Origin of the sequence: Streptomyces sp. NBC_01410 (genome assembly GCF_045040195.1) — a bacterium.
Taxonomy (GTDB): domain Bacteria; phylum Actinomycetota; class Actinomycetes; order Streptomycetales; family Streptomycetaceae; genus Streptomyces.
The window spans coordinates 4,382,461-4,405,845 of the sequence record NZ_CP109530.1 but is presented as its reverse complement, the minus strand read 5'-3'; the positions used below and the strand labels follow the sequence as shown (position 1 = coordinate 4,405,845).

Below are 23,385 nucleotides of genomic sequence, written 5' to 3'. Positions count from 1 at the left end.
TGCCCGCTACCTCTTACGCCGGCGGCCACTGCCGCCACGCATCGCAGCCCGGCCTGTCGCCGGGAGAGGACCCGGCCGGTCGGCGGAGACCACCAGCGCAGCCAGCGCGGTGGTCACAGGCACCGAGGCGACCAGGCCGATCGAACCGATCAGGGTCCGTACGATCTCCTCCGCCACCAACTCGCTGCTGGCCACCGTCCCCACACTGCTCTGGGCGATCGAGAAGAGCAGCAGGAGTGGCAACGCGGCGCCCGCGTAAGCCAGTACGAGCGTGTTGACGACGGACGCGATGTGGTCCCGGCCGATGCGGATACCGGCCCGGTAGAGCGCCCGCCGGCCCATGCCCGGGTCCGCCTGATGCAGTTCCCACACCGCCGAGGTCTGGGTCACCGTCACATCGTCGAGCACACCGAGCGAGCCGATGATGACGCTCGCCAGCAGCAGACCGCTCAAGTCGATGTTCGGAAACAGGCCATGGATCAGGCCGGTGCTGTCGTCGGTGTTGCCGCTCAGACTCGCCCAGCCGATGAACAGCGAGCCCAGCAACCCGATCACCAGCAGCGAGATCAGGGTGCCGATCACCGCGACCGAGGTGCGCGCGCTCAGCCCGTGGCACAGATAGAGCGCGATCAGCATGATCGCGCTCGCTCCGACCACCGCGACGATCAGCGGATTGGAGCCCTGCAGGATCGCGGGCAGGATGAACAGGGTCAGTACGGCGAAGGAAGCAGCGAGCGCGATCAGCGCCATCACACCGCGCATCCGCCCCACCAGCACCACCACGAGCGCGAAGATCCCGGCCAGCAGCGCCAGCGGGAACTCGCGGTCCACGTCGGTCACGGAGTACTGAAGATCACGGGGCGCGTCGGGGGCGTACGCCACCACCACACCCTGGCCCTCGCTCAACTGACGGGTCGCGTCCGGCTGGACGATCTCGACGAAGGTGCGGCCCTTGTCCTTGCCGGTGGTGACCTTGACCGTCGCCTTCTTGCACGTGCCCTGCTGGGCGTTGACCGCCTCACGTCCCTCGGGTGTGGAGGTGTCGCCGGTCGGTGGGACCTGCGCGGCGTTCACGTCCTTGCAGTCGACCTTCTCGACCCGAACCACCTTGCCCTGCTCGGTCTGCCGGTCGAAGCCGACACCGGTGCGCTCATGGCCGGGAGCGCCGCCAGGCCAGAGCACGACGAGGCCCACGACGACGGCCGCGGCGAAAGGAATCAGCACCGCGGCGATGACCTTGCGGAGGTGCTGCGAGACGGGTGCGGCGGGCCCATGGCTGTGCGAGTGGCCATGGGGCTCGGGCGTCTGCGGCGGGGGTGTCGGCGATGAGGTCACCGACCGATCATCGCAAGAACGACGGGGCCCACTGTTCAGCACGCCGGAAATGACGCTAGCGTGGTGGCACCTTTGCACACGCGGGAGCTCGGAGCACCGGGCTGAGAGGGCGCTGAAATCCGTACGAACCGTACGGAAACGGCTGCGCCGACCGCCGAACCTGTTACCGGGTAATGCCGGCGTAGGGAGTAGGTCACGATGACCGTTCAGGATGCACGCACGCCTGCCTCGAATCAGCCCGAGGCCGGGAAGTCCATCGGCTGGCACAAGGGATACGTCGAGGGCTCGCGTCCCGACCTCCGGGTGCCGGTCCGCCAGGTGCACCTCACCAACGGCAAGGACGTGACGCTGTACGACACGTCCGGCCCGTACACCGATCCGAACGTCGAGACCGACGTCCGCCGCGGGCTTGCGCCGCTGCGGGAGAACTGGATCATCGGCCGCGGCGACACCGAGGAGTACGCGGGCCGTCCCGTCCGCCCCGAGGACGACGGGATCAAGCACACCTCGCCGAGGGGCGGTCTGCGCAACCTCGACGCGGTGTTCCCCGGCCGCCCGCGCCAGCCCCGGCGGGGACGCGACGGGCAGGCGGTGACGCAGCTCGCGTACGCCCGCCGGGGCGAGATCACGCCGGAGATGGAGTACGTCGCGATCCGCGAGAACGTCTCCCCCGAGGTCGTACGCGAGGAGATCGCCGCAGGTCGCGCGGTCCTTCCCGCCAACGTCAACCACCCGGAGATCGAGCCGATGATCATCGGCAAGCGGTTCCTGGTGAAGGTCAACGCCAACATCGGCAACTCCGCGGTCACTTCCTCCATCGAGGAGGAGGTCGAGAAGATGACCTGGGCGACGCGCTGGGGCGCGGACACGGTCATGGACCTCTCCACCGGCCGCAACATCCACACCACCCGTGAGTGGGTGCTGCGCAATTCTCCCGTGCCGATCGGCACCGTGCCGCTCTACCAGGCGCTCGAGAAGGTCGACGGCAAGGCCGAGGAACTGACCTGGGAGATCTACAAGGACACGGTCATCGAACAGGCCGAGCAGGGCGTCGACTACATGACGGTCCACGCGGGTGTGCGGCTGCCGTACGTCCCGCTGACCGCCAACCGCAAGACCGGCATCGTCTCGCGCGGCGGCTCGATCATGGCGGCCTGGTGTCTCGCGCACCACAAGGAGTCGTTCCTGTACGAGAACTTCGAGGAGCTCTGCGAGATCCTCGCCGCGTACGACGTGACGTACTCCCTCGGCGACGGTCTGCGGCCCGGCTCGATCGCGGACGCCAACGACGAAGCACAGTTCGCGGAGTTGCGCACGCTCGGGGAACTCAACTCGGTCGCTAAGCGTTTCCAAGTGCAGACGATGATCGAAGGCCCCGGTCACGTCCCGATGCACAAGATCAAGGAGAACATCGACCTCCAGCAGGAGATCTGCGAGGAGGCCCCCTTCTATACGCTCGGCCCGCTCACCACGGACGTGGCCCCCGCGTATGACCACATCACCTCCGGCATCGGGGCGGCGATGATCGCCTGGTGGGGCACGGCGATGCTCTGCTACGTCACGCCCAAGGAGCACCTGGGCCTGCCGAACCGTGACGACGTCAAGACGGGCGTCATCACCTACAAGATCGCTGCCCATGCGGCCGACCTCGCCAAGGGGCACCCGGGCGCCCAGGAGTGGGACGACGCGCTGTCCGACGCCCGGTTCGAGTTCCGGTGGGAGGACCAGTTCAATCTGGCCCTCGACCCGGACACGGCACGGGAGTTCCACGACGAGACGCTCCCGGCCGAGCCGGCGAAGACCGCGCACTTCTGCTCGATGTGCGGTCCGAAGTTCTGCAGCATGAAGATCTCGCAGGACATCCGCCGCCAGCACGGTGGCTCGAAGCAGGAGATCGAGGAGGGTATGGCGGAGAAGTCGAAGGAGTTCGCCGCCGCGGGCAATCGCGTCTATCTGCCGATCGCGGAGTGATGCCCCGCCGGGGCGCGCGCCGCTGAGTGGTGTCCCCCCAGCACCGGCCGGGGATCACTCCGGCTGGTGCTCGGGGCCGCCGAAGTCCGGGCTCGTGAAGTCCGGGCTGGTGAAGGTGGGGCGCTGGCCCGATGTCGAGCCCTCGCTCGGGCTGGAGTAGTCCGGGCCGCTGTAGCCGACCTTCGGGATACGGCTCACATGGCGCGGCGGGGCCGCGGAGGTCGGGTCGGCGCTGGGGTCGGCGAGCGCTGCTCGCAGGAAGGGCAGGAGACCGCGCTCCAGCAGGGCGTGCCGCCAGGCCTCTTTGGCCCGGGACACCTCGTCGGGCAGTTCGCCCGTTGATTCCTCGGCCGGGAGTTGGGTCGCGCCATTGCGCAGCGCGGTCAGCAGCAGCCCTATCGCGGCGACCAGAATGGCGGCCGCCGTGAGGGCTGCGAAGAACCAGCCCGCCGCGACCATGGTCGCCGCGAAGGAGGGCGTGGGGCTGAGCATCTTCAGGATGTAGCCCACCAGCAGGAAGATCAGTGCGGCTGTCCCCGCGAGCACCGGGGCCAGCACGGCTATGACGGCGGCGAACCCGGCGCCGTTCTGGGACGCCCCGTCGGCGGCGGAGGCGGGCACGGAGATCCGGGTGGAAGCGGCGGCCGCGGGGGAACGCATGTCCTCGCGGATCTTTGTGTAGTGCTCGTACTCGGCGGCGGCGGCGGTGGTGATCAGTGCCGTCGCGTTCAGGGCCATCGTGCGCAGCTGTTCGGCGTTCAGGCGCTGCCCCACGGCAGCGAGGTCCGGACGGTCATGGGCGTTGCGCAGCGCGTCGTCGAGGATGCGCTCGTACTCGGCGCGGTCCTCGGTCAGCAGGTGCGGAGCGCTGTTCATGTGCATCCCCCGATGCTCCGTAGGGCCGGGTTGCCCGCATGGATCGGGCGGTTGGGCAGAAACGGAGGAGAGCCTGCTACGGATAAGCCGATGGTAGAGCGGTTACGGCACGGCGTGACAGGGGCTTTCCGTAAATCGCCTGCCGGGCTCTGCTCAATTGGACAGAGGAAGTTGGACGACAAGCAGCTTTCCGGCCATGGTCACGCCGCCGTCCATGGCGATCGCGAGCCCGTCCGCGTACACATGCGGGCCTTCGACGACCGGACGTGCTCCGTCCTCGCCGTCCTCGGTGCCCACCTCGCCGAGCAGATACGGAATGGGGCTGTGGCCGTGGACGACGCGGTTGCCGCCGTAGGCCGCGAGCAGTTCGCGTACGGCCTGCGGTCCCGCGTCGTCACGGAAGGCGAAGCGCTTGGTGAATTTGCGGAACAGGTCCCAGCACTCGTCGGCGTCATTGCGCGTGAGGATCGCGTGCACCGTGTCGTTGACGTCTTCGATGCTGGAGCCGTACTCCAGATACGCGGTGGTGTCGGAGTGCATCAGCAGATGCTCGTCCTCCTCGATCACCGCGTCGAGCCGCGCCATCCACTGGAGATGGACGTCCTGGAGCCGGTCCATGTCGGACTTCTGACCGCCGTTGAGCAGCCAGGCGGCCTGGAAGGTGGCGGTGCCGGCGCCGGAGTTGACCGGGGTGTCGCCGAACCGCTTGGCGCCGAGGAGCAGCAGTTCGTGATTGCCCATCAGGGCCTTGCAGTAGCCGCCGGCGGCCGCGGCCTCGGCGGAGAGCCGCATGACGAGGTCGATGACGCCGATTCCGTCGGGACCGCGGTCGGTGAAGTCGCCGAGGAACCAGAGGCGGGCATGGCCCGCCGCCCATTTGCCTTCGGCGTCGATGAGGCCCTGTTCGGTGAGGGCGGCGACGAGTTCGTCGAGATAGCCGTGGACATCGCCGACGACATAGAGCGGACCGAGGCCTTCGGGCGCGGGCGCCTCGTCGGGCGCGACCTGCACCTGGACGGTGTCGCCGGGACCGCCGGCGCTGATCACCGGGAGGTCGCGCGCGGTGGGGGTGTAGCCGTCCGGGGTTTCGCCCTCGGGGACCGCGTTGCCGGGATGGCTCGACTGAGGTGACTGTTGTGACTGCACGGGCACCTGCGCATACGGCGGCACACGGAAATCGCGCAATGTCGCCGTCCGCACCACGGGTCCTTGACCGGCCCCCTGAGTCATCGACCCCTCCACCACCGTCGCGCCGCCGTTCACCTCTCGGCCCAGCCTGGTCGGGGTGGTCCGCGGTGTCGTGCGCCCATCATAGGAATGAGCTCCGCGCTGTGTGACGCACCAGGGGTGGTGAATCCGTCAGCACCCCTGGTTCGCCGGTTGTTTCGTCCCGATTTATCAGGTCTAGTCCGGTGAAGGTGATCGCGGGGCGCTCACGGTCGTTCGCGGAGGGCGGCGCTGCGAGGACGTCCGCACGATCAGTTCGGTGGGTATCACCTGTTCAACCGGCCGGTCTTCGTTGATGCCTTCGATGGCGTCGATGAGGAGCTGGACGACCGCTGTGCCGATCCTGCGCGGTTTGAGCGAGAGCGTGGTGATGGGCGGTTCGGTGGTGGCGTACACGGTCGATTCGCTGCAGCAGACGAGCAGCAGATCCTCGGGGACGCGCAGGCCGTACCGCCGGGCGGCGGCGAGCAGATCGGTGCCGTTGGGGTCGAAGAGCCCGTAGACCGCGTCGGGTCTGTCCGGGCGGGCGAGCAGCCGGTCGGCGGCGACTGCGCCGGCGCACGGGTCGTGGGCGGGGTAGGACTCGTAGACCGGATCCTGGCCCACGCGCTCGCACCAGCTCAGATAGGCGGTGGTGGACAGACGGGTGTAGGTGTCGGTGGTGGTGCCGGTGAGCAGGCCGATCCGGCGGGCGCCCGCGTCGGCGAGATGGTCGAGCAGATCGAGTACGGCGGCTTCGTGGTCGTTGTCGACCCAGGCGGTGACCGGAAGGGTTCCGGCCGGCCGGCCGTCGGAGACGACGGGCAGGCCCTGGCGGACGAGTTCGGTGACGACCGGATCATGGTCGGAGGGGTCGATGACGACGGTGCCGTCGAGGGCGACGTTCGACCAGACGTCGTGGCGTGAGGTTGCGGGCAGGATGACAAGTGCGTAGCCGCGGGCGAGCGCGGCCGAGGTTGCGGCTCTCGCCATTTCGGCGAAGTACGCGAATTCGGTGAAGGTGAAAGGTTCATCCCCGTACGTCGTCACCGTCAGGCCGATGAGGCCTGATTTTCCGGTACGGAGGGTTCGGGCCGCTGCGGAAGGGCGGTAGCCCAGCCGGTCGGCGACTTCGCGGACATGTTGGCGGGTGGCGTCCGGGAGCCGGCCCTTGCCGTTGAGCGCGTCTGAGACAGTCGTGATCGAGACACCGGCCGCGGCGGCCACGTCTCGGATGCCCGCCCGACTCTGCCGGCTGCTCCGGCGGGATGTCTCCGTCCGGCTCACCTGGTGCTTCCCTGCTGCTGTCATGGCGAGCCGATAGTAGGGCTCGCGTGGGTGGTTGAGCCGGTCGCATATGCACGCGTTGACAGGCACGTTTCTGCATGATCACTTACGCCCAACTACCTTGGAAGTCAAGGAAGTTGTGGGTTGCGCCCAGGGCGTCTCGGGTGCCGGGTCGCACAGGCCTGTCGAATGGTCGATGTTTCGAAGAGGTCTCAACTCACCACTACGGGTGATGCGCGCCACGGCGTGAGCTACCGGCGCGCGCCGCGGAGGCGGGCGCTCCCCCTTTCCTGGCCACGGCCATTCGCAGTGGCCGGGAATCCTCATAAGGTGAGCAGTATTCGAACCTGCCCAAGGTGCGAGAAGCTACGAGAAGGCACGAGGAGGACCTGCGGTGAGCGAGACGAGCCCCAAGCTGCGCGCTGAGCTGGACGGCATCCCCACCTACAAGCCGGGCAAGCCCGCGGCTGCCGGCGGCCCGGTCGCGTACAAGCTGTCGTCCAACGAGAACCCCTATCCGCCGCTGCCGGGTGTGATCGAGAGCGCGATTGCCGCGGCGCACGGGTTCAACCGCTACCCGGACATGGCCTGCACCGGCCTGATGAACGAGCTGGCGGACCGCTTCGCCGTGCCAGTGACGCATCTGGCCACCGGCACCGGCTCGGTCGGCGTCGCGCAGTCCTTGCTGCAGTCCACCTCGGGCCCGGGGGACGAGGTCATCTATGCCTGGCGGTCCTTCGAGGCGTACCCGATCATCACCCAGATCAGCGGAGCGAAGTCGGTGCGGGTGCCGCTGACCGCCGGTGAGGTGCACGATCTGGACGCGATGGCCGACGCGATCACCGACAGGACCCGGCTGATCTTCGTCTGCAATCCCAACAACCCGACCGGCACGGTGGTGCGCAGGGCCGAGCTGGAACGATTCCTCGACCGGGTGCCTTCGGACGTCCTGGTGGTACTGGACGAGGCGTACCGCGAGTTCATCCGCGATGCCGAGGTCCCGGACGGCATCGAGATCTACCGCAACCGCCCCAATGTGGCGGTGCTGCGCACCTTCTCCAAGGCATACGGCCTGGCGGGACTGCGGGTCGGCTTCGCGATCGCCCATGAGCCGGTGGCCGCGGCGCTGCGCAAGACCGCGGTGCCCTTTGGTGTCTCGCAGCTCGCGCAGGACGCGGCGGTCGCCTCGCTGCGCGCCGAGGACGAGCTGCTCGGCCGGGTCGGCTCGCTGGTCTGCGAGCGCGCGCGGGTCTACGACGGTCTGGTCCAGCAGGGCTGGACGGTGCCGGAGACCCAGGCGAACTTCGTCTGGCTGCGGCTGGGCGAGCGCACGCTCGACTTCGCGGCGGCGTGCGAGAAGGCCGGTGTCGTCGTCCGGCCCTTCGCGGGTGAGGGCGTGCGGGTCACGATCGGGGAGACCGAGGCCAACGACCTCTTCCTGCACACCACCGCGGCGTTCCGCAAGGAGCTCTAGGGGGACACCCTCGAGCCCGGCAAGATCAGCCGGACAGGGCCTAGGCCGCCTCGGCTCGTTCGACGCGGACCGGGTCGCCGGAGCGGACCGTCGCCAGCGGCGGGGGTCGCCGTCGATCCGGCCGAGGACATTGCACGGGCTCGCGAGGCGGCACTCTCCCTCAGAGTCCGAGAGCGGGGTGGGGGCCGAAGGGCAGCGCGAGCGCGTTGCCCTTGGTCCAGAACGCGACCGTGCCCGGCTCGACCACCTGTCGTGCGTCCGCCTCCAGGGCGGGGGAGACGGTCGTGTCGAAATAGTCCTCGTCGCCCCAGGTCAGGGCGGTGAGCGGCAGAGCCCCTGCGAGCGCCTTGCTCGTGGGGGTTTCGTCGAGGGTTGCGGTCAGGTGCCCGGCGGGCCATGAGATACGTATCTGCACGCGCCGAATTCAACAAGATGTTGAACTTCCCGGGAAGGGGTACCCCCGCCCGACGGTATGGATTTCGTATGAGCCATAATTGCTTGTGAATGTGAACGCGTTCACAAGCTCGCCTTGATTGTCCCGAGATCGATGGGATTGGAGGGGCAAGCTGCCGATCACTACGGCGATGTAAGGAGAAGACGACGTGGACCTGGCTCTGGCGCCCGAGACTCTGGCGCGATGGCAGTTCGGCATCACCACCGTCTACCACTTCCTCTTCGTTCCTCTGACGATCTCGCTCGCCGCGCTCACCGCCGGCCTGGAGACGGCATGGGTGCGGACACAGAAGGAGAAGTACCTCAAGGCCACGAAGTTCTGGGGCAAGCTCTTCCTGATCAACATCGCCATGGGTGTCGTCACCGGCATCGTCCAGGAGTTCCAGTTCGGCATGAACTGGTCCGACTACTCGCGCTTCGTCGGTGACATCTTCGGCGCCCCGCTCGCCTTCGAGGCGCTGATCGCGTTCTTCTTCGAGTCCACCTTCATCGGACTGTGGATCTTCGGCTGGGACAAGCTGCCGAAGAAGATCCACCTTGCCTGCATCTGGATGGTGTCGATCGGCACCATCCTCTCCGCGTACTTCATCCTGGCCGCCAACTCCTGGATGCAGCACCCCGTCGGCTACCGCATCAACAAGGAGCGCGGGCGGGCCGAACTCACCGACTTCTGGCACGTACTCACCCAGAACACCGCGCTCACCCAGTTCTTCCACACCATCACGGCGGCCTTCCTCGTCGGTGGCGCCTTCATGGTCGGCATCGCCGCCTTCCATCTGGCGCGCAAGAAGCACATCCCCGTGATGCGGAGCTCGCTGCGGCTCGGGCTGGTCACCATCGTCGTCGCCGGACTGCTCACCGCTGTCAGCGGCGATCTGCTCGGCAAGGTCATGTTCAAGCAGCAGCCGATGAAGATGGCCGCAGCCGAGGCACTGTGGGACGGCGAGGCGCCCGCGCCCTTCTCGGTCTTCGCCTACGGCGACGTCGAAAAGGGCCACAACAAGGTCGCGATAGAGATCCCGGGACTGCTGTCCTTCCTGGCCAACGACGACTTCACCTCGTTCGTCCCCGGCATCAACGACGTCAACAAGTCCGAGCAGGAGAAGTTCGGGCCCGGCGACTACCGGCCCAATATCCCCGTCGCCTATTGGGGCTTCCGCTGGATGATCGGCTTCGGCATGGCGTCCCTCACCATCGGCCTGATCGGACTCTGGCTCACCCGCAAGAAGTTCATGCTGCCGGCGAGCCTGCGGACGGGCGAGGACGAAGTGCCCCATCTGGTCCTCTTCAAGAACAAGGCGCTGAACCCCCGGCTCACCAAGTGGTACTGGATCATCGCCCTGTGGACGATGGCCTTCCCCCTGATCGCCAGCTCCTGGGGCTGGATCTTCACCGAGATGGGGCGGCAGCCCTGGGTCGTGTACGGCGTACTGCGCACCCGTGACGCGGTCTCCCCCGGTGTCTCGCAGGGCGAGGTGCTCACCTCGATGCTCGTCTTCACCCTGCTCTATGCGGTGCTCGCCGTCATCGAGGTCAAGCTGCTCGTCAAGTACGTCAAGGCCGGACCGCCCGAGCTCACCGAGGCCGACCTCAACCCGCCCACCAAGATCGGCGGCGACGACCGTGACGCCGACCGGCCGATGGCCTTCTCGTACTGAGGCCCTGAGGAGCTGCTGAGGCATGGAACTTCACGACGTCTGGTTCGTACTCATCGCCGTCCTGTGGATCGGCTACTTCTTCCTGGAGGGCTTCGACTTCGGGGTCGGCGTGCTCACCAAGCTGCTCGCGAGGGACCGGACCGAGCGGCGGGTCCTGATCAACACCATCGGGCCCGTCTGGGACGGCAACGAGGTGTGGCTGCTGACGGCCGGCGGTGCGACCTTCGCCGCCTTCCCCGACTGGTACGCCACCCTCTTCTCCGGCTTTTATCTGCCGCTGCTGCTCATCCTGGTCTGCCTGATCGTGCGCGGAGTCGCCTTCGAGTACCGGCACAAGCGGGAGGAGGAGCGCTGGCAGACCAACTGGGAGCATGCGATCTTCTGGACCTCGCTGCTGCCCGCCTTGTTGTGGGGCGTGGCCTTCGGCAACATCGTGCGCGGCGTGAAGATCGACGGACAGAAGGAGTACGTCGGTACCTTCTTCGATCTGCTCAACCCGTACGCGATTCTGGGCGGGCTCGTCACGCTGACCCTGTTCACCTTCCACGGCGCCGTGTTCGCCGCGCTGAAGACGGTGGGCGACATCCGGGTACGGGCGCGCGCCCTGGCCCTGAAGCTGGGGCTGCTCACCGCCGCCCTGGCGCTCGGCTTCCTGATCTGGACCCAGGCCTCGCACGGCGACGGCAAGAGCCTGGTCGCGATGACGGTCGCGGTGGTGGCGCTCGTCGGTGCGATTGTGGCCATCAAGGCGGGGCGCGAAGGCTGGTCGTTCGCGCTCTCCGGCGTCACGATCACGGCCGCCGTCGCGATGCTGTTCCTCACGCTCTTTCCGAACGTCATGCCGTCCACGCTCAATGAGGAGTGGAGCCTGACGGTCACCAATGCCTCGTCGAGTCCGTACACCTTGAAGATCATGACCTGGTGCGCAGGCATCGCCACTCCGCTGGTGCTGCTTTACCAGGGCTGGACGTACTGGGTCTTCCGGAAGCGGATCGGTACGCAGCACATCGTCGATGCCCATTAGTGGGGGATGTTTCACGTGAAACCGATCGACCCGCGTCTGCTCCGGTACGCCCGGGCCACCCGCCGATTCCTGATCGCGGTGGTGCTCCTCGGACTTGTCGGGGCGGCGCTGGTCGTCGCCCAGGCGATGCTGATCGCCGACGTGGTGGTGGGGGCCTTCCAGAAGGGGCTCTCCACCGCCGGTCTCGGGACACCGCTGATCCTGCTCGCCGCGGTCGCCATCGGCAGGGCGGTCGTCTCCTGGCTGACCGAACTGGCCGCGAACCGGGCGAGCGCGGCGGTCAAGTCGGAGCTACGGGGGCGGTTGCTGGAGCGGGCCGCTGAGCTGGGGCCGGGCTGGCTGAGCGGGCAGCGTACCGGGTCGCTGGTCGCGCTCGCCACGCGTGGAGTCGACGCACTCGACGACTACTTCTCGCGCTATCTCCCGCAGTTGGGGCTCGCGGTCGTGGTGCCGGTGGCGGTGCTGGCGCGGATTGTGACCGAGGACTGGCTCTCGGCGGCGGTCATCGTGGTGACGCTGCCATTGATCCCGGTGTTCATGGTCCTCATCGGCTGGGCCACCCAGGCCCGGATGGACCGCCAGTGGCGGCTGCTGTCCCGGCTGTCGGGGCATTTTCTCGATGTGGTCGCCGGACTGCCCACCCTGAAAGTCTTCGGACGGGCGAAGGCGCAGGGCGAGTCGATCCGTTCCATCACCGCGGAGTACCGGCGGGCCACGTTGCGGACGCTGCGGATCGCGTTCCTCTCGTCCTTCGCGCTGGAGTTGCTGTCGACTCTTTCGGTGGCGCTGGTCGCCGTCGGCATCGGGATGCGGCTCGTGCACGGGGATCTGGATCTGTATACGGGTCTGGTGATCCTCATCCTCGCGCCCGAGGCGTATCTGCCGATCCGGCAAGTCGGGGCGCAGTACCACGCGGCGGCGGAGGGGCTTTCGGCCGCGGAGGAGATCTTCCAGGTTCTGGAAAGGGAGCCTCGGGCGAGCGGTACGGGGGAGATTCCGGGCAGTCTGCGGTTGAAGCTGGACGGGGTGACCGTCCGCCATGCGGGGCGCAGCGAGGCGTCGTTGGACCGGGCGTCACTGGTGGTCGAGCCCGGGGAGACGGTCGCGCTGGTCGGGCCGAGCGGCGTCGGGAAGTCGACGCTGCTGAATGTGCTGCTCGGGTTCGTGGAGCCCGCGGCGGGGCACGTGCGGGTCGGGGGCGTGGACCTTTCCACCCTGGACCTGGAGTGCTGGCGGGAGCGGATCGCGTGGGTGCCGCAGCGGCCGTATCTCTTCGCGGGAACGGTCGCGGAGAACGTGCGGTTGGCGCGGCCGGACGCCGATGACGCGGCGGTGCAGGAAGCGCTGCGGCAGGCGGGGGCATACGGCTTCGTGGCGGAACTCCCCCAGGGCGTGGACACGGCGCTCGGCGAGGACGGGGCCGGTCTCTCGGCCGGTCAGCGCCAACGGCTCGCGCTGGCCAGGGCGTTCCTCGCGGATCGGCCGCTGCTGCTGCTCGACGAGCCGACGGCGGCGCTGGACGGCGAGACCGAGGCGGGCATCGTCGACGCGGTACGGCGACTGGCCTCCGGCCGGACGGTGCTTCTGGTCGTCCACCGGCCGGCGCTCCTCGCGGTGGCCGACCGGGTGGTGGAGGTGGGGGGGTCGCAGGGCTCCTTTGCGGTGCCGGGCCCGTCGGCTTCGCCGGAAGGTGCCATTGACAGCGCGGTCCGTCGCTCCGAGCCGGTTCCCTCGGCGGCTGCGCCGGACGGTGGCGGACAGCTCTCTGAGCGTGGCCCTGCCGGGAGCGATACGCCCGGCTTCGCGCCGTCCGGAACCGGTGGGCTCGCGCGGGTGCGGGGGATGGCCGGAGAGCTGCGGGGGCGGTTCGGGCTCGCGTTGCTTCTGGGGAGCCTCGCGCTGGGATCCGCCGTCGGGCTCATGGCCGTCTCGGGGTGGCTGATCTCGCGGGCCTCGGAGCAGCCTCCGGTCCTCTATCTGATGGTGGCCGTAACGGCGACCCGGGCCTTCGGTATCGGGCGGGCCGTCTTCCGCTACGCCGAGCGACTCGTCTCGCACGACGCCGTGCTGCGGATGCTCGCCGAGCTGAGGGTCGCCGTCTACCGCAGGCTGGAACGCATTGCGCCCGCCGGCCTGCGGCAGACCCGGCGCGGGGATCTGCTGTCCCGGCTCGTCGCGGATGTGGACGGGCTTCAGGACTACTGGCTGCGCTGGCTGCTTCCCGCGGGCGTCGCCGTCGTCGTGGGTGCGGGATCGGTCGGATTCACCGCATGGCTGCTGCCCGAGGCCGGGGCCGTGCTTGCCGTTGGACTGCTCGTCGCAGGTGTTGCCGTACCGCTGGTCAGCGGGACCTTCGCCCGGCGGGCAGAGCGGCAACTCGCCCCCGCACGCGGGTCATTGGCCACCCATGTCGTTGATCTTCTCGGCGGGAGCGCCGAGTTGACGGTCGCCGGAGCCCTGAAGGGACGGATCGAGCGGACGCGGGCGGCCGACGGGCGGCTGACGCGGATCGCCTCGCGCGGCGCCGCGGCCACCGCGCTCGGTGCCGGGCTCTCCGCCCTGGCCTGCGGGTTGACCGTTGTGTGCGCCGCGTTCGCCGGCGTACAGGCGGTGCGGGACGGACGGCTCGACGGGGTGTCCCTCGCCGTCGTGGTGCTCACCCCCCTCGCCGCCTTCGAGGCCGTCACCTCACTGCCGCTTGCCGTCCAGTACCGGCAGCGGGTCAAGCGCAGTGCCGAGCGCGTCTACGAGGTCCTGGACGCGCCTCTTCCCGTACACGAGCCGGACCACAGCGGCACGCCGCCCGTGACGGCGTTCCCGCTCGAACTGCGGGGACTGAGTGCCCGGTACGCAGGGCAGGAGCGGGACGCGCTCGAAGGCTTCGATCTCACCCTGACCGCGGGCAGGCGCATCGCAGTGGTCGGCACATCGGGCTCGGGCAAGACCACCCTCGCGCAGGTGCTGCTCCGCTTCCTGGACGCCAGGGAGGGGACGTACACGCTCGGCGGTGTGGAAGCGGCCTCGCTCGACGGGGACGCGGTCCGGCGGTTCGTCGGACTGTGCGCGCAGGACGCCCACCTCTTCGACAGTTCCGTACGGGAGAACCTGAGGCTTGCGCGGACGCAGGCGACGGAGGACGAACTCCGGCAGGCGCTGGACAGGGCACGGCTGCTGGAGTGGGTCGACGCGCTCCCCGACGGTCTCGACACCCTCGTCGGTGAGCACGGCGCGCAGCTCTCCGGCGGCCAGCGGCAGCGGCTGGCCCTGGCGCGTGCCCTCCTGGCCGACTTCCCGGTGCTCGTGCTCGACGAGCCTGCCGAGCATCTCGACCTGGCGACGGCGGACGCGCTGACGGCGGATCTGCTGACGGCGACCGAGGGCCGGACGACCCTGCTGATCACGCACCGGCTGCAGGGTCTCGACGCCGTGGACGAGATCGTCGTCCTGGAGGCGGGACGTACGGTGCAGCGCGGCTCGTACGCGGAACTCGCCGCGGCCGATGGCCCCCTGCGCAGGATGCTGGAGCGTGAACGGGCCGCCGACCTGCTCTCCGCCCGGATCGGCGAGGCCGCACAACCGGCTTTCTTCACGAAATAGGACTAATTGCTGGGCCGGTCGGGCGTACGACACCTCACGGGTACCGGGAATCGTCCCGGCGCCGGGTGACGATCCGGGAATGTGCCTGAGACACCGCGACCGGCTGCTGCTCGTCCCGGTGCTGCTGTGCGCGCTCATCGGTACGGCTGTGGCCCCGGCCACGGCGTCCGACGGGCCGACCGCCAGTGCCGAGGTGGCGCGGCTGTACGAGGACGCTGCCAAGGCCACCGCGACGTACGAACAGGGCAGGCGCGCGGCCGACGCACAGCGCACCGCCGCGGGCCTGCTGCAGGAGCGCCTGAACCGGCAGCGGCTCGAATTCGCCGCGATCCACGACGCGGTGGGCGGTGTGGCCCGCGCCCAGTACCGCACCGGCGGCCCGCTCGCGCTCACCGCCGGGATGCTGCTTGCCAAAAACCCCGATGAGCTGATGCGCGGACAGCGGCTGGCATGGCAGGCGGAGAGAGCCGTGAACCAGCTGATCGGCCGGGCCCGGGCGGCCGAGCGGCGGCTCTCCGTCGCCGAGGCGCGGGCGAGGTCCGCCTGGCGCGAACTCGACGTACGCAAAGAGCGGCTCGCCGCGATCAAGCAGGGCATCGAGACAAAGCTGGAGGCCGCGCAGTGGACGCTCCAGGCGGAGGCGGACGAAAGCGTCGCGGCGGGCAAGTGCGCGGGTGCCGTGGATCTCAAAGAGACCGGGGGCGCGCCGCCGCCGGGCACCGAGTGGGTGACGCCGGTGGAGCACTACGAGCTGTCGGCCGGGTTCGACAGTGCCGGTCAGCACTGGGCACACCGGCACACCGGACAGGATTTCGCGGTGGGCATCGGGACCCCGGTGCGCTCGGTCGGGGCGGGGCGCGTGCTCTCGGTCTCCTGCGGCGGCGCCTTCGGGATCCAGATGGTGGTGCAACACCCGGGCGGCTACTACACGCAGTACGCGCATCTGGCGGCGGTCACCGTCGATCAGGGCGAACAGGTGCGGACCGGGCAGTGGATCGGGCAGACGGGCACGACGGGGAATTCGACAGGGCCGCACCTGCATTTCGAGGTGCGGCTCACGCCGTATCTGGGGTCCGGGGTGGATCCGGCGGTCTGGCTGCGCGAGCACGGGGTCCCGCTCTAGCGGCTGTCGTTGCCCTCGCTGTGCTTGTTTCCCTCGTAGCCCTTGCTGTGCTCGTCGTGCTCCAGGCGGCGGGCGAGTATCTGCTCGATGACGACCGCGACGCCGTCCTCGTTGTTGGCGACGGTCCGCCCGGACGCGGCGGCTATCACGTCCGGATGAGCGTTGCCCATCGCGTACGAGGTTCCCGCCCAGGTCAGCATCTCCACGTCATTGGGCATGTCACCGAAGGCGACGACCTCGTCGGAGGAGATCCCGCGCTCGGCGCAGCAGAGCGCCAGCGTGCTCGCCTTGCTCACACCCAGTCCGCTGATCTCCAGCAGCGCGGTCTGGCTGGAGCGGGTGAAGGACGCGTGCTCGCCGGCCGCCGTACGGGCCAGGGCGAGGAAACCGTCGGGGGTCAGCTCGGGGTGATGGGCGAGCAGCTTGATCACCGGGGCAGCGGAGCCGGGCCCCTCCTCGCGGAGCAGCTTCTCGGCGACCGCGACGGTGGCGCCCGGGTCGACATGGAACGGCGGATAGTCCGGCTCGTAGTGGATGCCGGTGGTCGTCTCGACCGCGAAAGATGTCCCGGGGGCGGCATCGCGCAGCGTCCGGACGACATCGAGGGCCGTATCCCGCTCCAGGGGGCGGACCTCGATCACCTTCCCACCGGCGTGCAGATCCACGACGGCGGCGCCGTTCGCGCAGATCGCCAGACCGTGGCCGTGGACGTGGTCGCTGACGACGTCCATCCAGCGGGCCGGGCGGCCGGTGACGAAGAAGACCTCTATCCCGGCCTCCTCGGCGGCGGCGAGTGCGGCGATGGTGCGGTCCGAGACGGACTTGTCGTCACGCAGCAGAGTGCCGTCGAGATCGGTGGCGATCAGCCGGGGAGCAGCGGGCAGGGCGCGGGGATCGGTAGCTGAGGTCACAGATCCATTCTCTCGTACGCCGGCGCACGGGTGTGCGGGCGGGCGCACATGTGAGAGTGCACGGACCACTTCTGGGCCACGTAACCTCGAAGCATGCGTTTGAGTACCGTGATCCTTCCTGTCCGTCCCTGGCACCAGGGTGGCCGCGACGAGTGGACCCGAGCCGAGCAGCTCGGTTTCCACACCGCGTACACCTACGACCACCTTTCGTGGCGTACCTTCCGCGACGGCCCGTGGTACGGCGCGGTCCCGACGCTGACCGCGGCGGCCGCCGCCACCGAGCGGCTGCGACTGGGCACCCTGGTCACCTCGCCGAACTTCCGGCATCCGGTCACCCTCGCCAAGGAGCTGATCTCGCTCGACGACATCTCCGGCGGCCGGATCACGCTCGGCATCGGCGCGGGCGGCACGGGCTTCGACGCCACGGTGCTGGGCCAGGAAGCCTGGACGCCTCGCGAACGGGCCGACCGCTTCGGTGAGTTCGTCCCCCTCCTCGAACGGCTGCTGACCGAGGACTCCGTGACGTACGAGGGGACCTTCTACTCGGCGGTGGAGGCCCGCAACAGCGGGTGTGTACAGCGGCCGCGGCTGCCCTTCGCGGTCGCCGCCACCGGGCCGCGCGGGCTGAAGCTCGCGGCGAAGCACGGGCAGGCATGGGTGACCACGGGTGACCCGAAGCTCTTCGAGACGGGGACGCCCGAGCAGTCCGTCGACGCGATCCGCGGGCAGGTCGAGAAGCTCGGCAAGGCGTGCGCCGACATCGGGCGGGACGTGGCCGAGCTGGACAAGATCCTGCTCACCGGCTTCACACCGGAACCGGGCAAGGTGCTGGAGTCCCTCGATGCCTTTGTGGACTTCGCGGGCAAGCACTTCGAGCTCGGCTTCACGGAGATCGCGATCCACGCACCGATCCCGGACTCGGACTTCGCCGCCGACCAGGCGGTCTTCGAGCAGATCGCTACCGAGGGCCTCGCCCAGCTGCGCCGCTGAGTGCGCCGCTTCCCCGCCCCGCTCACCGGCCCCGCTTCCCCGCCCCCCTTATGCGCCGGGGAAGCGCAGAAACTCCGGCGGTACGGCGTCGGCCAGCCAGACACCGTTGGCGCTGACGCGGAAGAGGTGGCCCGCCCGGTGCATCGCTCCGGCGTCCACGGACAGGACGACGGGGCGGCCGCGGCGGGCGCCCACGCGGGTCGCGGTCTCGCGGTCGGGCGAGAGATGGACGTGGTGGCGCTTCATGGGGCGCAGGCCTTCGGCGCGGATTGCGTCCAGGCTGCGGGCGACGGTGCCGTGGTAGAGATACTCCGGCGGCTCGGCCGTGGGAAGGTCCAGGTCGACCTCGACGGTGTGGCCCTGGTTGGCGCGGATGCGCGTGCCGTCGATCGTGAAGCGCCTCTTGTCATTGACGGCGACAACATGATCGAGCTCGGCGCGGGTGAACCGGAAGCCGTGCGCCGCCGCGGCGCGCATCAGCTCCTCGACCGCCACCCAGCCGTTCTCGTCGAGGGTGATGCCGATCCGTTCCGGCTGGTGCCGCAGATGCTTCGAGAGGTACTTGGACACCTTGACGGTGCGTCTTTCGTCGGTCGCGCCGGTCGTGTCCGACTCGTCGGGTCTTTCGTTCATCCCGTCAGCGTGCCTCGCGTCGCGTCCCGGTGCCACCGAAAAAAATCGCTCTACAGGTTTGATCCACAGCCAACTGTAGTTTTCCACAAGGGAATTGGCGCCTCTGTGGACAACGACGCCCCGTTTCAAGCCTTTTGACCAAATTGCAGGGAACTATTGGCTTTTGAGGCAAGAGTGTCCAATGTCCTGGCCTGCACCTCCCGTTCGGTCGCCGCCGCGATGAACGCCGCCGCGTGCTCCTGCCCAACCAGGCCGTGCACCGCCCGCATTGTCTCCGGCGGCAAGGACACCGAACGCGGCTCACTGTCCGCCGGCGGTGGCCCCTCCGCACCCAGGTGGTGCTGAAGATGACGGGTGGCGAACGTCCGCATGGCCCGGGCCAGTTCGGCGTCCACCGTCTGCTGCGCGAGCGGCCGCAGCCGCCGCACCATCGAGGCCGCTTCGGCCGCGTCGGCCTCGGTCGGCGGACGATGGCCCAGATAACGGGCGAAGACATGCTCGGTGGTGAACTCCAGGAAACGGGAGGCGATGTGCTCGACCTGTCCGCGAAGTTCCCGCAGATGACCGGAGATCGCGGACAGCGGTACGCCCGCCGCGTGCAACTCCGCTGCCACCGCAAGCTCTTGGGGGCTCGGTACGAGGAATTCGTCGTCCCGTCCCGGGATCCGCTCCAGCACCCCGAGCTTGACCGCTTCCGCCACGGCCTCCTCGTCCGGCCTTCCGCCGAATTTCTCGTCCAGCTCGGTACGGGTGATCCTGGCCGCCTCCTCGTCGGTCCACGGACCCTGCACCTCCGCGACCAGACCCAGTACCCCTCCGAGCCCCCGCCCGGCGTCCCAGGCCTCGAGCAGTTCCTTGATCGAGGCCAGGGTGTAGCCGCGGTCGAGCAGGTCGGCGATCTGCCGCAGCCGGGCGAGGTGCGACGAGCCGTACACATTGGCCCGGCCGCGGCGCTCCGGTTTCGGCAGCAGTCCGCGGTCCTGGTAGGCGCGGATCGTACGGACGGTGGCGCCGCTGTGGTGCGCCAGATCCTCGATCCGGTACTCGGCCACTGACTGGGCCACTGGCTGCTCGGACAAGCCCGCCCCCTTGAGGACAGATGGAAACGACAGATCGGATTACAGGCCGAGGAGAGCCGATGGGCGGCTGATGCGCGGCCGAAGAGCCCCGTCTATGACATGGCGGCCCGCCCCACCGCCCCCGCCGCCGCGCGGGCCGCGGGCGAAGTCGCGAGGTATTCCACGGCCTTGCGCAGCGAGCCCTCCTGCGAGGGATGGTACGACCGCCGGAAGTAGCGGGGTATGGCCGCGCCCAACTCCCGCCAGGTGGGCAGCAGCCCCTTGCCCACTGCGCGGTTGTGCTCGCGCAGCGAGTAGCGCATCCGCCCGGCGAGCTGGGGATCGTGGCGGATCAGATAGGCCGTGCCCCATGCCCACAGCCAGAGCAGCATGGGCGCGGTGACGACCATGCCCTCGATACGGCGGGCATAGCGCGGCAGACCCTCGCCCCCGCAGTGCTGGTACATGTCGAAGGCGACGGCCCGGTGCTCGACCTCCTCCGCGCCGTGCCAGCGCAGCAGATCCAGCATGATCGTGTCGGCGTCCCCCCGGTCCAGCCCCTCGGCGCGCAGCACCCAGTCGCCGAGGACCGCCGTGAACTGCTCGATCGCGGCGATGATCGCCAGCCGGAAGCGCAGCCACTCCTGGGGCGGTATCGGCGCACCGAACGGCGGCTTCTCGCCGAGGAGTTTCTCGAAGAGGAAGTCGACGTGCTTGGTGAAGCCTTCCGTGTCGAGCCGCTGGGCGGCGAGGTGGTCCAGTACATACGCGTGCTGGACGCTGTGTGTGGCCTCCTGGCCCATGAAGCCCTTGACGTCCTTCCTCAGCACCGGATCACGGACCAGTGGCAGGGCCTCCTTGAAGACCTTGACGAACCACCGTTCCCCGGCCGGCGGCAGCAGATGCAGCACATTGATGACGTGCGTGGCCGTGGGCTCGTCCGGTATCCAGTGCAGCGGGGTCTCGTCCCAGTCGAACGAAACCCGGCGCGGCTTGATGGGGTAGTGGCCGACCTGCTCCTCGGCGCTCATAGGGGCGGCTCCAATCGGGCGATCGCCCGCAGTGTCCTGGGCGTGAAGCGGGACATGAAGTGGGCGCCACGTGCCTCGGGCGTCACCGGCACCACCGCCTGGTTCTTCACGACCGCCCGCAAAATCGCGTCGGCGACCTTCTCCGGCGGGTAGTTGCGCAGGCCGTACAGCCGGGCGGACTTCTTCTGGCGGCGCTTCTCCTCGGCCTCGTCGACCCCTGCGAAGCGCGCCGTGGACGTGATGTTGGTGTTGACGAGGCCCGGGCATATCGCCGAGACCCCGATGCCTTGTCCTGCCAGCTCGGCCCGCAGGCACTCGCTGAGCATCAGCACCGCCGCCTTGGACGTGCTGTAGGCGGGCAGCGCCTTCGAGGGCAGATAGGCCGCGGCCGACGCGGTGTTGACGATATGGCCGCCCTGTCCGCGCTCGGCCATCTGCCGGCCGAAGAGCCGGCAGCCGTGGATGACACCCCACAGATTGACGTCGAGGACCTTCTTCCAGTCCTCGGGGCTGGTCTGGAGGAAGGAGCCGGAAAGGCCTATCCCGGCGTTGTTGACCAGGACGTCCACCACGCCGTACTCGCCGGCGACCTTCTCGGCCAGCTTCTCCATCGCCTGCTCGTCGCTCACGTCGACCGTTTCGCCCCAGGCCTCGGGTGCGCCGATCAGCCGTGACATCTCCGCTGTCCTGGCCGCCCCCTCCGCGTCCCGGTCCACGGCGACGATCCGTGCCCCTGCCTCGGCAAAGGCGAAGGCCGTGGCCCGCCCGATGCCGCTGGCAGCGCCCGTCACCAGGACGAGCTGGCCCGCGAACCGCTCGGCATACCGTCCCCGGGCCACGCTCTCCCTCCCAGCCACCCCGGCGGCGCTGTCCTCGTTGGCGGTGACGAACTCGCTGATCCAGGCCGACAGCCGGTCCGGCCGGCTGCGCGGCGCCCAGTGCTTGGCCGGCAACGAGCGGCGCGTCAACTGAGGTGCCCACTCGCCGAGTTCGTCGTAGAGCCGCTCGGACAGGAATATGTCACCGGTGGGCGTGATCAGCTGGACGGGCACATGCGCGTACGCGTCGGTGCGCGGGCGGCGCAGCCTGGCCCGGACGTTGTCACGGTAGAGCCAGGCGCCGCGTGCCGCGTCCTGCGGCAGCGAGGGGGTGGGGTAGCCGGCCGACGGCATCCTCTCCAGCCGCTGAAGGATCTTCGGCCACTGCTTGCCGAGGGGCCCGCGCCAGGCGAGCTCCGGAAGCACGGGGGTGTGCAGCATGTACACGTACCAGGACTTGGCACCCTGGCCGAGAAGCTGGCCGACCCTGCGGGGTGTGGGCCGGCTCATCCGCTTCTTGATCCAGTGCCCGAAGTGGTCGAGCGAGGGACCGGACATCGAGGTGAAGGAGGCGATGCGGCCCTCGGTGCGCTTGACCGTCACGAACTCCCACGACTGCACCGAACCCCAGTCGTGGCCCACCAGATGCACCGGCTTGTCCGGGCTCACCGCGTCCGCGACCGCCAGAAAGTCGTCCGTCAGCTTCTCCAGCGTGAAGCCGCCTCGCAGGGGAACCGGCGCGGTCGAGCGGCCGTGCCCCCGGACGTCGTACAGCACCACATGGAAGCGGTCCGCCAGCCGCCGTGCGACCGCCGACCAGACCTCCTTGCTGTCCGGATAGCCGTGCACGAGCAGCACGGTCGGCTGCGTCGCGTCGCCCAGTTCGGCGACGCACAGCTCGATCCCGCCGGTACGGACCCAGCGCTCCCGCGCCCCTTCGAGACCCATGCCGGTTCCCTCGCTCACGCGTCCTCCGCCCAGCGCCGCACATGCGGCAGATCATCGTCCAGCCAGAACGCGCTCTGTTCGGGGTCCTTGGAGTCGGTGACCACCAGGATTTCCTCGAACTTCGCGCCCGTACCCCTGAATCCGAGGTGCGGCTCGACCGCCCACAGCCCCGGCCGGGGCGGATGGTCGGAGAACCTGTACGGGCTCCACAGCGGCGACCAGCCGTCCCGGTGACCGTGCAGGGCGTCGCTCGCCAGTCCCTTCAGCGACTGGGTGCCGAAGCCGAAGAGCTGCGGCGACCAGCGCCGCTCCTTCACCCGGTCGATCTTGTGGGCGATGACGCCGAAGGGATAGGCACGGTGTCGGTTGGCGTAGCCCTGCCGGACCATGAGCCGGTCCACGTCCTCGTAGATCTCGCGCATCGAGCGCCGCTCGCGCACCTCGCGCAGGATCAGCTCGCGGTGCGCCTGAAGGTCGGCCAGCAGCTTGTTGTGCAGAGGGCTCGGGCCGAGGCAGCCCGAATAGCCGATGTCCGCGGTGAAGCCCTTGTGGACGGGGGCCATGTCGAGGATGAAGGGCATGCCCGCTTCGAGGACGCGGTTGGTCGGGAAGAACTGCAGCGGTATACGGAAGTTGACGAAGGCCGTGCGGTCCCCGAACCAGGCGAAGGGGAGGTGGAACCAGTCGCGCACACCCCGCTCCCGCAGCCACTCGCGCTGCATCCGCGCCGCCCCGCGCTCCGTCACGCCGGGCTTGAGCTGGGCCGCGACCGCCTCCGCGCATGCGTACGCGAGCCGCTGCACCTCCCTGAACCCCCGCAGTTCCGCGGTCAGTTCGCTTGCCACTGCTGAGGTCATGCCACCTGCCCTCCCCGTGCGGTACCCGCCTCGTAACTTGCCACTGATGAATGTGACAATGCCCGACGGCTGCGTCAAGGCCCGTGCGTCAGCCTGTGGACAACTCGGAGGCCAAGGGTCACGGAGTTGTCAACA

At 69.1% G+C, this 23,385-nt stretch carries 17 protein-coding genes, 1 pseudogene and 1 riboswitch; of the genes and pseudogenes, 7 read left to right on the top strand and 11 right to left on the bottom strand.

Features of this window, described 5'->3' with window-relative positions; translation table 11 throughout:
- Window positions 1-6: 6 nt before the first annotated feature.
- Window positions 7-1,335, bottom strand: coding sequence for a YibE/F family protein (locus tag OG741_RS20160; protein ID WP_405599809.1), 1,329 nt, complete (start codon window positions 1,333-1,335; stop codon window positions 7-9).
- Between the two features lie 70 nt (window positions 1,336-1,405).
- A riboswitch (TPP riboswitch) is annotated at window positions 1,406-1,540 on the top strand.
- On the opposite strand from OG741_RS20160, the gene thiC reads away from it, so the two are divergent.
- On the top strand, window positions 1,534-3,306 hold the full coding sequence (gene thiC / locus OG741_RS20155) for a phosphomethylpyrimidine synthase ThiC (protein WP_405599807.1): 1,773 nt from the start codon (window positions 1,534-1,536) through the stop codon (window positions 3,304-3,306). Its footprint overlaps the riboswitch before it by 7 nt.
- Window positions 3,307-3,360: 54 nt before the next feature.
- Here the strand turns inward: thiC and OG741_RS20150 are convergent, their stop codons facing one another.
- The 3 genes from OG741_RS20150 to OG741_RS20140 form a co-directional block, all read right to left on the bottom strand.
- On the bottom strand, window positions 3,361-4,188 hold the full coding sequence (locus OG741_RS20150) for a hypothetical protein (protein WP_405599805.1): 828 nt from the start codon (window positions 4,186-4,188) through the stop codon (window positions 3,361-3,363).
- A gap of 147 nt (window positions 4,189-4,335) precedes the next feature.
- Entirely contained in the window at window positions 4,336-5,412 is a 1,077-nt protein-coding gene (locus tag OG741_RS20145) for a metallophosphoesterase (protein WP_405599803.1), read from the bottom strand.
- 174 nt (window positions 5,413-5,586) lie between these two features.
- Window positions 5,587-6,699, bottom strand: coding sequence for a LacI family DNA-binding transcriptional regulator (locus OG741_RS20140; protein WP_405599801.1), 1,113 nt, complete (start codon window positions 6,697-6,699; stop codon window positions 5,587-5,589).
- 370 nt (window positions 6,700-7,069) lie between these two features.
- Between OG741_RS20140 and hisC the strand changes: the two genes are divergently transcribed.
- Window positions 7,070-8,149, top strand: coding sequence for a histidinol-phosphate transaminase (gene hisC, locus OG741_RS20135; RefSeq protein WP_405599799.1), 1,080 nt, complete (start codon window positions 7,070-7,072; stop codon window positions 8,147-8,149).
- 40 nt (window positions 8,150-8,189) lie between these two features.
- Here the strand turns inward: hisC and OG741_RS20130 are convergent.
- A pseudogene (locus OG741_RS20130) lies at window positions 8,190-8,564 on the bottom strand (cyclophilin-like fold protein).
- 187 nt (window positions 8,565-8,751) lie between these two features.
- Here OG741_RS20130 and OG741_RS20125 point away from each other — a divergent pair.
- The 4 genes from OG741_RS20125 to OG741_RS20110 all read left to right on the top strand — a co-directional run bounded on the left by OG741_RS20125 (window position 8,752) and on the right by OG741_RS20110 (window position 16,004).
- On the top strand, window positions 8,752-10,260 hold the full coding sequence (locus OG741_RS20125) for a cytochrome ubiquinol oxidase subunit I (RefSeq protein ID WP_405599796.1): 1,509 nt from the start codon (window positions 8,752-8,754) through the stop codon (window positions 10,258-10,260).
- A gap of 22 nt (window positions 10,261-10,282) precedes the next feature.
- On the top strand, window positions 10,283-11,284 hold the full coding sequence (gene cydB, locus OG741_RS20120; protein WP_405599794.1) for a cytochrome d ubiquinol oxidase subunit II: 1,002 nt from the start codon (window positions 10,283-10,285) through the stop codon (window positions 11,282-11,284).
- Window positions 11,285-11,299: 15 nt separating this feature from the next.
- Complete coding sequence (cydD, locus tag OG741_RS20115; protein WP_405599792.1) at window positions 11,300-14,881, top strand: thiol reductant ABC exporter subunit CydD; 3,582 nt, start codon at window positions 11,300-11,302, stop codon at window positions 14,879-14,881.
- A 79-nt stretch (window positions 14,882-14,960) separates the two neighbouring features.
- Window positions 14,961-16,004 (top strand): M23 family metallopeptidase, encoded by a 1,044-nt coding sequence (locus tag OG741_RS20110; RefSeq protein ID WP_405599790.1) that lies wholly within the window; start codon window positions 14,961-14,963, stop codon window positions 16,002-16,004.
- Here the strand turns inward: OG741_RS20110 and OG741_RS20105 are convergent.
- A complete protein-coding gene (locus OG741_RS20105; RefSeq protein WP_405599788.1) occupies window positions 16,001-16,915 on the bottom strand; it encodes a Cof-type HAD-IIB family hydrolase in 915 nt (304 codons plus the stop codon). The genes OG741_RS20110 and OG741_RS20105 overlap by 4 nt on opposite strands.
- A 93-nt stretch (window positions 16,916-17,008) precedes the next feature.
- Between OG741_RS20105 and OG741_RS20100 the strand changes: the two genes are divergently transcribed.
- Complete coding sequence (locus tag OG741_RS20100) at window positions 17,009-17,905, top strand: LLM class flavin-dependent oxidoreductase (RefSeq protein ID WP_405599786.1); 897 nt, start codon at window positions 17,009-17,011, stop codon at window positions 17,903-17,905.
- A 48-nt stretch (window positions 17,906-17,953) separates the two neighbouring features.
- Here the strand turns inward: OG741_RS20100 and OG741_RS20095 are convergent, their stop codons facing one another.
- The 5 genes from OG741_RS20095 to OG741_RS20075 all read right to left on the bottom strand — a co-directional run bounded on the left by OG741_RS20095 (window position 17,954) and on the right by OG741_RS20075 (window position 23,250).
- Window positions 17,954-18,538 carry an RNA 2'-phosphotransferase gene (locus OG741_RS20095; protein ID WP_405599784.1) on the bottom strand — a complete coding sequence of 195 codons (585 nt, stop codon included), beginning with the start codon at window positions 18,536-18,538 and terminating at the stop codon, window positions 17,954-17,956.
- Window positions 18,539-18,663: 125 nt separating this feature from the next.
- The gene (locus tag OG741_RS20090; RefSeq protein ID WP_405599783.1) at window positions 18,664-19,617 is read right to left on the bottom strand and encodes a MerR family transcriptional regulator; all 954 of its coding nucleotides are present in this window, start codon (window positions 19,615-19,617) and stop codon (window positions 18,664-18,666) included.
- 92 nt (window positions 19,618-19,709) lie between these two features.
- A complete protein-coding gene (locus OG741_RS20085; RefSeq protein WP_405599782.1) occupies window positions 19,710-20,627 on the bottom strand; it encodes a metal-dependent hydrolase in 918 nt (305 codons plus the stop codon).
- The gene (locus OG741_RS20080) at window positions 20,624-22,393 is read right to left on the bottom strand and encodes an SDR family oxidoreductase (protein ID WP_405605671.1); all 1,770 of its coding nucleotides are present in this window, start codon (window positions 22,391-22,393) and stop codon (window positions 20,624-20,626) included. Before OG741_RS20080 ends, OG741_RS20085 begins: the two co-directional genes overlap by 4 nt.
- Window positions 22,394-22,407: 14 nt before the next feature.
- Window positions 22,408-23,250, bottom strand: a complete 843-nt coding sequence (locus OG741_RS20075) for a M24 family metallopeptidase (RefSeq protein WP_405599780.1) — start codon at window positions 23,248-23,250, stop codon at window positions 22,408-22,410.
- Window positions 23,251-23,385: the final 135 nt, after the last annotated feature.